Consider the following 11713-nt stretch of genomic DNA (forward strand, 5'->3'; position numbering starts at 1 on the left):
CGACATCGGCCAGCGCGAGCAATACTACGAGCGCCGCAGTGACGACACCCGAAAAGAACCTCTTCAACACACAATCCCCTGAAACCACGAGCCGTTTGTGGGCATGCCAAAACGGCGAACTACTTGAGTGTGACTACGTCAGCGCGCGCTGGGCGCGGTAGTCATCGAAAACGCATGAACGATCAAAGCTCAGGTCTCAGTCCCCCGACTGTCCGTAGCAAAATAAAACACAGCTTTTCGCCATGAAATCCCCAAAAAGTTCCCCCAGCGACCGAAGGCGCCCCCCGGGAACATCCTATGGAACAACGCACGTTGACGGCCACTCGCCACACGCCTCGCGCGCCCACCGCCTCAGGGCAGGATCCCCACCACCTCCGCCACCGGCGTACCCTGGGGGCATGCCCTCACGCTTCGACGCTGCCCTTGCCCTCGACATCTCGCTCGAGATGGCCCGTCGTCACGGCATTCCCGCTCAGATCAGCCAGGCAGAGCTCGACGAGATGAACGCGCACCCTCCGGCCTGGCTTGCGCAGTCCCGATCGAACCGCACGGGCAAAAAGCCGGTGTGGGTCACGCTGCAGTGCGTGGTGTGCGGGTTCACCGAGCAGGCGCGCCCCAAGAAGTGGTGGCCCGAGTTCACCCTGATCACCTGCGCCGAGCATGACGAGTCCGCCCTGCCCGAGCCCGCGAACCCCGCGGCGGCCCGCGAGTTCGTCTACGGCGTCGGCACCCGGTTCAACGGGGTCGTGGACTCGGTGGCGTGACGGCCGACCGGCGCAGTGCCCACCGCGGGATAGACCGCCGGATCGCGGCGCTCGCCATCCCCGCGCTCGGCGCACTGATCGCCGAACCGCTCTTCCTCGTCGTCGATACCGCCCTCGTCGGCCATCTCGGCGCCGACTCGCTCGCCGGACTCGCCGTCGCCTCTGCAGTGCTGAGCACCCTCGTCGGCCTGATGATCTTTCTCGCGTACGCGACCACGCCGCAGGTGGCCAGGCGGCGCGGCGCGGGTGACCTCGCGGGCGCCATGCGGGCGGGAGTCTCTGGCCTGTGGTTCGCTCTGGGCCTCGGGGCGGTGCTCGCCCTCGTCTTGGCGTTCGCCGCGCGCCCCCTCGTCGGGGCGTTCGGCGGGGGCGAGTCGGTGGCCGATCAGGCGCTGGCGTACCTCCTGCCGTCCGCAGCCGGTGTCCCCGCCATGCTGCTGGTGTTCGCCGCGGCTGGCCTCCTGCGCGGACTGCAAGACACGGTAACGCCGCTCGCGGTCGCCGGCATCGGCTTCGCACTGAACGCCGCCCTCAACGTGCTGTTCATCTACGGTTTCGGCTGGGGCATCGCCGGATCCGCCTGGGGCACCGTCATCGCGCAGTGGGGCATGGTGATCGCCTACCTCGTGGTGATCGCGCGGCACGCGCGCGCTGCGGGCGTGGGCCCGCGGCCCCACGCGGCGGACCTCCGGCAGGTGGGCCAAAGCGGCGGCTGGCTCTTCATCCGCACGCTGGGCCTGCGCGCGGCGCTACTTGCGACCGTCGGGGCCGCCACCGTGCACGGCGCGGTCACGACCGCCGGCTACCAGGTCGTCTTCACGCTCTTCACGCTCGCGGCCTTCGCGCTCGATGCCCTCGCGATCGCCGCGCAGGCCCTCGTGGGTGACGCCCTCGGTGCCCGTGACGCGCGGGCGGCCCGGCAGGTCCTTGCGCGCACCGTCTGGTGGGGTGCCGCGAGCGGCGTCGCGTTCGGTGCGCTACTCGCGGCGCTGAGCCCCTGGCTCGGACGCATCTTCACGGACGACCCCGACGTGCTCGCGTTGCTGCCGCCCGTGTTGCTGGTGCTCGCGCTCTCGCTGCCCCTGTCCGGCATCGTCTTCGTGCTCGACGGCGTGCTGATGGGCGCGGGCGACGCGCGCTACCTCGCCTGGACCAGCCTCGTCAACCTCGCCTGCTACCTTCCGGTGCTGTGGCTGCTCACGCGCCTCGCCCCGACCGGCCTGCCGGCGCTGATCGCACTCACCGCGGGCTTCACCCTCGTGTTCATGCTCGCCCGGGCGGTCACGCTGGGGCTGCGCGCCCGCGGCGAGCGCTGGGTCGTGCTCGGCTAATCCTTCGCGCAGACCGTGCCCTCCGCGGGCAGCGTCCCTTCCACGAGGAAGGCGGTAGCCGCCTCGGTCACACAACTCGACTTGCCGGTGTATGCGGCCGCGTGCCCCTCGCCCTCGAGCGTGAGCAGGCGCGCATTTCCGAGTTCACGCACCAGCGCGACTGACTGCGCGTAGGGGGTCGCGTGGTCTCCAGTAATGCCCACCACCAGGATGGTCGCGTCAGGAGAGCCCCGGAACGAGGTGAGGTCGTCGCCAGCCTCGGGAAGGGCAAAACAGGACAGGTCGGTGAACCCCATCAGCGCCTCGTCGGTTATCGCTGGCCCTCCGAGCATCTCGGGCAAGCCGAGCTCCTCCACGCGCTCCACCAAGCCGAGCACGTCCGGGTCTCGGGGGAACGAGTGGCAACTCACGATCTGGCCGGAAAGCCCCACCTCAGCACCCCCTCCACTCATCGCCTCGGCAATCTCATCGATCGCGGCCTGTTCCCCGCCGATCGCGCGCCCGAACGAATCGAGCGCGATCTCTCGGGGGACGGTGCCGCCATAGAGCGCCTTCAGCAGGTGACCCCAGAGCATGCCTCCCCCGACCTCGGTCCCGTCACTCGCAAACTTTGGTTGCTCCTCGAACGACTGAATCGTGTGTCTCAGCGCCGACTCGTTCGCGATCGGGCAGGTCGTGACCTCATAGCTCACCCCGCACTCAGCGAGCATGAACTCAATCGCCTTCACGATTGCCGAACTCTGGTCGAAGTGGCCGGTGAGACTCGCCCACTGCGACCCGATGGCGCTGTCGAGCAGCATCCGTCCGACGCGCTCGGGGAACAGCGTTGAGTACGTCGCGCCAACGACCGTCCCGTACGAGTAGCCCAGGTAGTCGAGTCGGTCCTCGCCCATGAGTTCCCGCAACAAGTCCATGTCGCGCGCTACCTGCGAGGTCCCCATCGAGTGTGCGAGCGGGTATGCGTCGGCGCAGGTAGCGATATCGAGTACCTTCGAGGCCGAAACGTCATCACACACGAGCGGCGAGCTCTTGCCGATGCCTCGCGGGTCAAAGCCGATGAGGTCGTAGTTCGCCAGCACCTCTCCGAATTCCTCACGCGTGGTCTGGCCGTAGGTGTATTCCAGTCCGCTTCCGCCCGGGCCGCCGGGGTTGCCAAACAGCGTTCCCCGCGGCGAATCCCCGGTCGAGGGAACATGTACGACCGCGAGCTCAATCGTCTGGTGGCTCGCGGGGGTGTCCCAGTTCAGCGGCGCCTCCACCATGGCGCAGCGGAAGGTGTCAATGGGAGCACCGCGCGACTCGAGCTTCTCGGCCATCGTCTCGGTCATGCCGAAGTCCTCGGTGCACGCTCCCCAGTCGATCGTTTGCGCATAGACGCCGGGGTACCGCTCGGATTGCCGCTGGCTCTCGCCGGGCTCGGGCGCCGTGGAGCACGCGCTCAACGCGAGAGCCGCAATGGCGACAATCGACAGTCCAAACCGCTTCATGGCTTTCCTCTCAAAAGGTTCGGGTGACAGACCAACGTCCGGCACGCACGGCTGCACTACGAGATCGGCGTCGACACCACGATGAACGTCAGCACCGTGGCGACCACCATGACCACGGCGGAGACTCCCGTGATCAGCAGGCGCGTGCGATAGGTGCGCAGGATCGCGGCGATACCAAAGAGGAACAGCGAGATCGCGAGCAGCACGGTGTTCAGGGTGAGCTGATCGCCCAGGTCGTTGAACTTGCTTGAGTTTGCGAGCTCGGTGTCCGCCTGCGCCTTCACCTCTTCGTACTCGCCGAACAGGGTCGCCAGGTAGGCCTCGTCACCCTGGGGGTGCGTGAACATCTCGGGGTCTGCCTCGTTCTCGGCGTCAGCCCACTCAACGGCCGCGGCGAAATCCTCGCTCATCGACTGGAACGTCAGGACGTCGATGGTCTCCGCGGCCACCGCGGCGGCCGCGGCGTCGGCGCTGGTCGACTGAATGCGCAGCTCGGTCAGCCGGTCGAACAGTTGACCGTCGCTCAGGTACTGCTGGTTTCCCTCGAGGTACAGCGACTCAGCCTCGGCCGAGAGCACACCCGCGCGGGTGTTGGCTGCCGACATCTCGCCGTCGTACAGCGAGGCCTGGAACGACGCCCAGGCGGTGACGATCGACGCGAGGCCAAGCAGCATGGCGATGACGAGCTCGAAGTGCCGGTTCATCCAAGTGGAATCGGTGTGCGTCACCGCAGCGTCGTCAATGGCCTGAGGCATGTGTGGTTCCCCCGTTGATCGGACGCGTGTTCCGCGTCAGTTTCGCCAGTGTGCCTGACCTGCGCTGCACGAATCGGCCAACGGGCTCGATCTCGCGCGGGTTGCACGAGAATCGCGTGGATTGACTGCTGCGCTCAGCCCTCGGCGGGCACCGCGTCGTCGCGGCACACCGTGCCCTCGCCGGGCAACACCCCGTCCAGCAGGTACTCGGTGACCGCATCGTCCACACAGCTCGAGCGGCCGGTGTACGACGCCGCGTGACCCTGCCCGTCGAGGGTGAGCAGCACGGCGTTCCCGAGCTCCTCGGTCAGCACCTCGGCGTACTGGAACGGCGTCGCGTGGTCGCCCGTAATCCCGATCACCAGGATCGGCCCGGCGTCCGGCGCCGAAAACGACTCGGTCAGATCGAGCCCGCTCTCGGGGAGCGTGTAACACGAGAGGTCGGTGAACGGGGCGAGCGTCTCGTCGTCGATCGCCGGCCCGCCGAGCAGGCGCGGCATGCCGACGCGTTCGATGTGCTCGAGCAGCCCCGGAATGTTGGGTTCGATGGGGAACGAATGGCAGGTGACCACGGTCATGGCCATGTCGATGCCGGAACCGTTGTCGGCGAACTCGGCGCCGATCTCGTCGATCGCCTCCTGATCGCCGAAGAGGGCGAGGGCAATAGTGTCGAGGGTGCGCCCCCGCTCAAAGTGGCTCTGGTAGAGGGCGCTCGTCAGGTAGGACTGCAGCAGCTGACCCGTAATCTCGGTACCGTCGCTCGCGACGAGCGGCTCGGCGTCGAGCTGGGCGAGCACCGCGAGCAGCGAGTCTTCGTCGACGAACGGGCACACCTCGACCTCGTCCGCGTAGTCCGTGCGGCACGCGGTCGCGAGCGCCACTGTCGCGTTCGCGATGGCGACCTGCTGGTCGAACAGGTGGATCAGGCTCGCCCACTCGGCGTCCTCGGCGCTGTCCAGCACCATCCGGCCCACCCGCTCGGGGAAGAGCGTGGCGTAGGTCGCCCCGAGCATCGTGCCGTAGGAATAGCCCAGGTAGTTGAGCACCTCGTCCTGCATGAGGTGCCGCATCAGCTCCATGTCGCGCGCGACCTGCGAGGTGCCCATGGTGTGGGTGAGCGGGTTCTCGGCGATGCAGACGCCGAGCTGCACGACGGGCAGGTCCGATCCTGCGCCGTCGCAGTCGATCGGGGTGCTGCCGCCGATGCCGCGCGGGTCAAAGCCGAGCAGGTCGTAGCTCGCCGCGACGCCCTCGAAGCCCGGGGAGAGCGCCATGCCCAGCATGAAGTCCACCCCGGTGGCGCCCGGGCCGCCGGGGTTTCCGAGCAGGGTCCCCAGCGGTTCCTTTCCCGTGGCGGGGATGTGCACGATCGACAGCTCGATCGTCTCGGCGTTCTCGGGGTCGTCCCAGTCGACGGGCGCCTCGATGAGGGCGCACCCGATCTGGCTGAGATCATGCCCGGCCGCCTCGAGCGCGTCCGCGGTGTACGCATCGAGACCCTCGTCCGGGGTGCACTCGAACCAGTCGATCTCCTGCGCATACAGCCCAGCGAATGCGTCAGCCTGCCACTCGCTCTCACTCGCGGTCGGCGTGAGCGAGGCCCCCGAACCACCCACCAGTCCGCAACCGCTCACGGCCAGCGCCGCCCCGATCAACCCCGCGACGCCCGAGGCGACGCGACGCAGCCCAGCCCGGTTCCCAATGCTCATGGGCACAGACTACGGAGCATCCCTTCTGAGGTGGAGCGGCGCGCGAGACGACCGCACAATCTGCACGGTTTCCGCGCGCACCGAACGATTAGGCGGCGGGGGTGCGCCGCTGGCGCAATTCCTTCGGGCTCAGTTGGTACAGCACGTCGAGCGATCGACGCAGGCTCACGCTCGAGCCGAACCCCGCGCGCCCGGCGACCTGCTCGACGCTCAGGTCGTCAAATCGACTGTCCTGGAGCATCGCGCGCGCAACGCGCGCACGCTCGCGCCGGATCTCCCCGGCCACCGAGCTCCCCGTGTCGGCGAAAAGGGTCTGGAGGTGGCGCAGCGAGACGCCCACTCCGCCGGCGACGCGCGCCGGGTCGAGTCCCGAGTCCGCGTGCTCTGCGGCGATGATCGCGCAGGCCCGGCCCCGCAGGACCGCTTGGGGCGTGCCCAGCTGCCAGGCCTCACCCTGTCGGCTGCGCAACATCGCTCCCGCCATCTCAAGCACCATCCGCCCCACCGTAAGGCCGTCACCCGCAGAGATCTCATCCTCGCTCTGCACCGACTGGGCGAGAAATGCCTCCATCGCGCGCTCCGGAATCGTGAGCTCATCGTAGATCCCGACGGTGTCCGTGAGCCCCGGCACGAAAGGCAGCAGCGCGTCCCGCGGGATCCGCGCCACCAGGAACCGCCACTCGCTGGTGAACCGCACCCGATGCGGCAGTCCGCTCGGCGCCACCATCAGCGGGCCCTGCGAGGCGTGCCAGGTCCCGCCTTCGAGGTAGGCGAACTCGCCGGCTCCGACGAAGATCACGTCGATCGTGGGCAGGCCCGGACGGACGGGTCGGCGCTCGAACTCTGAGCCACTCCCCGACGCCTCGATCACGAGGACGGGACCGAACGCGCGCACCTTCGCGCTCATCCCCAGGTCGCCGCCGACCCCGCGCACCCCCTCGCGCGCGAATTCGCGTTGTCCGTAGTGGGTAATCGATCGTTCTCCGAGCCCCTCAACCTGGGGCGCACTCTGCTGCGACACAGCGAAACGCTAGCAGCCAGACAGCCGCCGGTGGTGCAATGTGCGCAGCGAACGGGCAATTTGCGTCATTCTGCGGCGCATTTCACCCCCGGGCCTCACCGTCGCAGGCGAGCGGTTCAGCGCACGAGGGCTGCCCGGGGAGAGCCTCGCTGCAGTAGTCTGCTGTGACTCCCCCAGTTTTATAGTCAGGATCCCGGTGCCCCACTCTGCCGCGCATGAGCGCCGTCGCCTGAACGCCTGGGTCGGCGGGATTTTCGTCGTCTTCGGCCTGCTCGGTTTCGGGTTTGGATCCTGGCTGTCTCGGCTCCCCGCGGTCCGCGACCACCTCGGGGCAACCCCCTCCGAGATCGCGTTGTTGGGCCTCTGCCTCGCGGTCGGTTCCGTCACGGGCCTGATCTTCTCGGGGCGCACGGTCACGCTGGTCGGCGCGCGCAGGATCCTGCGCATCGGCGTCCTGGTGCAGGCAGTCGCGATGCCCCTGGCGGCCTGGCTGATCTGGGAACAGCACCTGGTCCCCGCGATCTTCGCCCTCTTCGCATTCGGGTTCGCGTTCGCAACGAGCGACGTCGCCATGAACGTCAGCGGCGCCGACGCCGAGCGCGCCCTCGGCCGTTCACGCATGCCGCTCCTGCACGGCGCGTACAGCCTCGGCGGCGTCTCAGCGATGGGCGTCGGTGCCCTCGCTGAGGCCGGCGGCGTCTCGGTGCCCCTGCACCTGCTGCTCGCCTTCATCGTGATCGCCGGCGGCGTGCTGTGCGCGCTGCTCGTCGTGCCGGCCGACGTTCGCGGCGGCGAGCTGCACCACGCGCAGGATCCGGGCGGCACGGCCGCGCCCCGCGTCCGCCCCCGCAGCCCCTGGCGCGACCGCCGCGTGGTCCTGGTCGGCGTGATGGCACTCTCGTTCAGCCTCGCGGAGGGTGTGGCGAGCGACTGGCTGCCGATGGCGCTGGTGGATGGCTATGGCATCACCAACGACGCGGGCGCGCTCGCGCTCGGCGCGTTCTACGTGTCGATGACCGTCGCCCGCTTCGCTGGTGGGCCCATGCTCGCCCGCTTCAGCCGCGTGACGATGCTGCGCGCGAGCGCGGTGCTGTGCATCGTCGGGCTGCTGCTCGTCATCCTCTCCCCCGCCATCCCCCTCGCGGTCGTCGGGGCCATCCTCTGGGGCGTCGGCGTCGCCTACGGCTTCCCGCTCGGCATCTCGGCCGCCGCGGACAACCCGGCGACCGCGGTGCGCGACGTCGCGGCGGTCTCAGCCATCGCCTACGGCGCGTACCTGATCGGCCCGTTGCTGCTCGGCTTCCTCGGCGACCATTTCGGGCTGCTGAATGCGTTCCTTCCGCTCGTGCTCGTCATCGCGGTCGCCGGGATCCTCGCCGCTGCTGCACGGGAGCCCCAGCCCGCCGCCTAGAATGACTGGGTGCGTATCGTTGTTGCAGATTGTTCCGTTGACTACGCGGGTCGACTCTCCGCGCACCTGCCGCGGGCGACTCGCGTGCTCATGCTCAAGGGCGATGGCAGCATCCTCATCCACTCCGACGGCGGCTCGTACAAGCCGCTGAACTGGATGAGCCCGCCCTGCTCGCTCGCTCCGATCGAGCCGAGCGACGAGCAGGTCGCGGCCGGCGTGACCGAGATGTGGCGCGTCGTCCACGCGAAGACCGCCGACCAACTGATCGTGTCGATCTTCGGCATCATGCAAGACACGAGTCACGACCTGGGCATCGATCCTGGACTCATCAAGGACGGCGTCGAGGCGCACCTACAGGAGCTCATGGCGGCGCAGATCGAGGTGCTCGGCGAGGGACACACGCTCGTGCGCCGGGAGTACATGACCGCGATCGGCCCGGTCGACATCCTGGCCCGCGACGAGCAGGGCGTCTCGGTCGCGGTCGAGATCAAGCGACGCGGCGAGATCGACGGCGTCGAGCAGCTCACCCGCTACCTCGAGCTCATGAACCGCGACCCGCGCCTCGCGCCCGTGCAGGGCGTCTTTGCGGCGCAGGAGATCAAGCCGCAGGCCCGCACGCTCGCCGAAGACCGCGGCATCCGCTGCGTCGTCCTCGACTACGACGCGATGCGCGGCCTGGAGGACGTGAACGCGCTCTTCTAAGCGGGTGCCCGCCGGGCCGCCGGTAGGCTAGTCGCATGGCTGAAGCGCAGATTCCCGAGGGTGTGTCCGCGGACACCGAGAACGCCGAGGCGCGCGACGCGATTGCGGCGCTCCTCGCAGAGCCCGACTACGAGCGTCTCGCCGCGGTGCTCCGCGCGCTGCGCGAGGGCTTCTTGGTCGTCGACGTGACTGGCACCCCCAAGAACAAGGTGACCCGAATCCGGACCACCCGCTCGACCAAGGGTCAGCTGATCCTGCCGATCTTCACCTCGGCAAACGAGCTGCGCGCCGCCGTGCCGAAGGCGAAGGCCGATGCCGCCCGCGGCGCGATCATGCCGGCACTCTCGGCGCTGCGCCTCATCACGTCCGATAAGTTCGTCGCCGCCGAGATCAACCCAGGCAGCGTGCCCCTCGTGATCCTGCGCAAGTACATTGAGCTCGCCTTGCGCGAAGAGCCCATCGACGCGGCGACGCTCGAACGCCTGCGATGAGCCACCCCGACTGGACCGCGGTCATCTGGGATCTCGACGGCACGATCGTCGACTCGGGCACCGAGATCACGGGGCGCTTCACGCGCACACTCGAGATCCTCGGGTGGCCGGTCCCCGCGCCCGAGGTGCTCGCGCGCCTGATTGGCCCGCCCGTCACCACTGGCTTCATTGAGGTGCTGGGCATGCCGCCCGAGCTCGCCGCCGAGGGCCAGCGGGTCATGCGCTCGCTCGTCGACCTCGCCCACATCGCCGAGACCTCCACCCCGTTTGACGGCGTGCTCGAGCTCATGGCCGAGATCCACGCCGCCGGGCTCCCGCAGGCGGTCGCGAGCTCCAAGGGCCAGCAGCTCGTCGCCGCCATCGCCGAGCACCTGGGCCTCATACCGCTGCTCGGGGCCTGCGTCGGCGCAGACGAATCGGTTGGCCGCGCCACCAAGGAGTCCGTGATTGCCGAGGCGCTCGCGCAGCTCTTGGCGCAGGGCGCCGACCTCTCCCGTCCGGTGATGGTGGGCGATCGCGTGCACGACATCATTGGCGCCGCCGCCCACGGCATCCCGACCGTGCTCGTCGGCTGGGGCTACGACCACGACGACGACGACACTGCCGGGGCACTCGCGCACGCACAAACGGCCCAGGAGCTGCGCGCGCTGCTCCTGGGCCGTCCGGTGCCGACTGGGGTGTAGTCGCTACTTCTGCTTCCCGAAGGTGAGCGCCCGCACGATCTGCAGGATCCCGAGCACGATCAGCGAGATGCCGAGGAGCCACCACAGCGTGACGGCGCCCATCATCGGCGAGAACAGCAGGGTGACGCCGGCGATGACGCTGATCACCGCGAACACGACGACCCAGACCTTGTTGGTCGAGGTGCCGATCGAGGTGAGCGTCACGATGCCCTCAACGATCCAGGTGATGCCCAGCATGATCGTGATGAAGAGGAACAAGAACGCTGCGGTCGCGGTCAGGTTGCCGATCGCGACGATGCCCGCGGCGAGGTAGAGCAGGCCGAGCAGGATCGCGCCGACCCGGTGCCAGCCGCCCTGGCCCTTCGAGAAGAGCGCCGAGCCGAGGTAGACGACGCCGACGGCAGCGGCGTACACAGCGACGATGGCGGCGGTCGCCGCGGCGGTCTTCAGCGGCGAGACAAGGATCAAGATGCCGACGACGACGGCGAGCAGGCCACCGAGACCAAGCATCGTGCGGATGCCGTTCGTCACCTCCTGGACGACCGGCGGCATGGTGGTGTCAGTTGCAGAGGTCATGATGCTCCCCGAGTTTCGTGGCGCGCGCACCCGGTCGGGCAGCGTCACCTATACCTCCCATGGTTGCCTACCAGGCGACGCCTCTGCACGCGGCGCGCCGATTACTCGGCCCCCGCGGGAGCGAGCTACGTTGCCACGGGCCGCAGCCGGACGCTGTCCGTCGCCACCGTGTGAAACCCGTGAGCGACGGGGAGCCCGGCGTCGTCGACCGCGACAAAGACGATCTCGGCGAGGGTGAGAATGACCTGCGCGGTCGCCACGTTCTCGACGACGCAGCTCAGGGTCACGGAGGTGCGCCCGAATCGGGCGACGCCGTAGGTGAGTTCCAGGAGGTCGCCCCGATCGGCGCGCGCGACGAAGTCGACGGCGGACATGTGGCGGGTGACGATGCTCACCGTCCCGAGCTGCACCCCCGCGATGATCGCGGCTTCCTCATCGACCCACTCCATCAGCCGACCCCCGAAAAGCGCGCCGTGCTGGTTCAGATCCGCCGGCTTGACCCACTTGCGCACGACGTGCCGGTAGCTGTTCATGCGCCCAGCATACTGGCGCGATCAGGCTCGCGGCCCCACTGCACAGGCGACGGGCGGGCTAGTCGGCGTCGTGATGCGAGTGCCCGGATTCGACGTGAGTGGCGGGCCCGTCCGGGGTGGCGCCGCCCTCGTCCGCCCAGTCCTGGCCGGGTTCGTCGTTGTGTGCCGGATCAGACTCGTGGTCTGGCACCAGTGCGTCGTTCGATTCCTTCATGAGGTCTCCCTCCTTTGTTTGCACGGTACACCCGGG

13 protein-coding genes are annotated in these 11713 nt (G+C 68.7%); 6 read left to right on the forward strand and 7 right to left on the reverse strand.

Annotation, left to right across the window (positions count from 1 at the left end):
- The first annotated feature begins 398 nt into the window (after nt 1–398).
- Both KOE53_RS05635 and KOE53_RS05640 read left to right on the forward strand, forming a co-directional pair.
- A complete protein-coding gene (locus KOE53_RS05635; RefSeq protein WP_188045891.1) occupies nt 399–764 on the forward strand; it encodes a hypothetical protein in 366 nt (121 codons plus the stop codon).
- Nucleotides 761–2095, forward strand: a complete 1335-nt coding sequence (locus KOE53_RS05640) for an MATE family efflux transporter (protein WP_188057741.1) — start codon at nt 761–763, stop codon at nt 2093–2095. Before KOE53_RS05635 ends, KOE53_RS05640 begins: the two co-directional genes overlap by 4 nt.
- Here KOE53_RS05640 and KOE53_RS05645 read toward each other — a convergent pair.
- The 4 genes from KOE53_RS05645 to KOE53_RS13800 form a co-directional block, all read right to left on the reverse strand.
- Entirely contained in the window at nt 2092–3582 is a 1491-nt protein-coding gene (locus KOE53_RS05645; protein ID WP_188057742.1) for an alpha/beta hydrolase, read from the reverse strand. The genes KOE53_RS05640 and KOE53_RS05645 overlap by 4 nt on opposite strands.
- Nucleotides 3583–3638: 56 nt before the next feature.
- Nucleotides 3639–4337 (reverse strand): hypothetical protein, encoded by a 699-nt coding sequence (locus KOE53_RS05650; RefSeq protein ID WP_188057743.1) that lies wholly within the window; start codon nt 4335–4337, stop codon nt 3639–3641.
- Between the two features lie 134 nt (nt 4338–4471).
- Complete coding sequence (locus KOE53_RS05655; RefSeq protein WP_188057744.1) at nt 4472–6046, reverse strand: alpha/beta hydrolase; 1575 nt, start codon at nt 6044–6046, stop codon at nt 4472–4474.
- 88 nt (nt 6047–6134) lie between these two features.
- On the reverse strand, nt 6135–7067 hold the full coding sequence (locus KOE53_RS13800; RefSeq protein ID WP_188045896.1) for a helix-turn-helix domain-containing protein: 933 nt from the start codon (nt 7065–7067) through the stop codon (nt 6135–6137).
- A gap of 196 nt (nt 7068–7263) precedes the next feature.
- Between KOE53_RS13800 and KOE53_RS05665 the strand changes: the two genes are divergently transcribed.
- From KOE53_RS05665 to KOE53_RS05680, 4 genes are read left to right on the forward strand one after another with little or no spacing between them, the layout of a single operon-like run.
- Entirely contained in the window at nt 7264–8478 is a 1215-nt protein-coding gene (locus KOE53_RS05665; RefSeq protein ID WP_188057745.1) for an MFS transporter, read from the forward strand.
- 9 nt (nt 8479–8487) lie between these two features.
- The gene (gene nucS, locus KOE53_RS05670; protein ID WP_188045898.1) at nt 8488–9180 is read left to right on the forward strand and encodes an endonuclease NucS; all 693 of its coding nucleotides are present in this window, start codon (nt 8488–8490) and stop codon (nt 9178–9180) included.
- A 35-nt stretch (nt 9181–9215) separates the two neighbouring features.
- Nucleotides 9216–9671, forward strand: coding sequence for an SseB family protein (locus tag KOE53_RS05675; protein ID WP_188045899.1), 456 nt, complete (start codon nt 9216–9218; stop codon nt 9669–9671).
- A complete protein-coding gene (locus tag KOE53_RS05680; protein WP_188057746.1) occupies nt 9668–10354 on the forward strand; it encodes an HAD hydrolase-like protein in 687 nt (228 codons plus the stop codon). Before KOE53_RS05675 ends, KOE53_RS05680 begins: the two co-directional genes overlap by 4 nt.
- A 3-nt stretch (nt 10355–10357) precedes the next feature.
- On the opposite strand, the gene KOE53_RS05685 is transcribed toward KOE53_RS05680, so the two are convergent.
- From KOE53_RS05685 to KOE53_RS05695, 3 genes are all read right to left on the reverse strand, one after another.
- On the reverse strand, nt 10358–10930 hold the full coding sequence (locus KOE53_RS05685; protein ID WP_251364181.1) for a DUF308 domain-containing protein: 573 nt from the start codon (nt 10928–10930) through the stop codon (nt 10358–10360).
- Between the two features lie 125 nt (nt 10931–11055).
- A complete protein-coding gene (locus tag KOE53_RS05690) occupies nt 11056–11463 on the reverse strand; it encodes an acyl-CoA thioesterase (protein WP_188057747.1) in 408 nt (135 codons plus the stop codon).
- A gap of 58 nt (nt 11464–11521) precedes the next feature.
- Entirely contained in the window at nt 11522–11677 is a 156-nt protein-coding gene (locus tag KOE53_RS05695; protein WP_188057748.1) for a hypothetical protein, read from the reverse strand.
- Nucleotides 11678–11713: the final 36 nt, after the last annotated feature.

Origin of the sequence: Leucobacter sp. CX87 (genome assembly GCF_018682295.1) — a bacterium.
In the GTDB taxonomy this organism is placed as follows: domain Bacteria; phylum Actinomycetota; class Actinomycetes; order Actinomycetales; family Microbacteriaceae; genus Cx-87.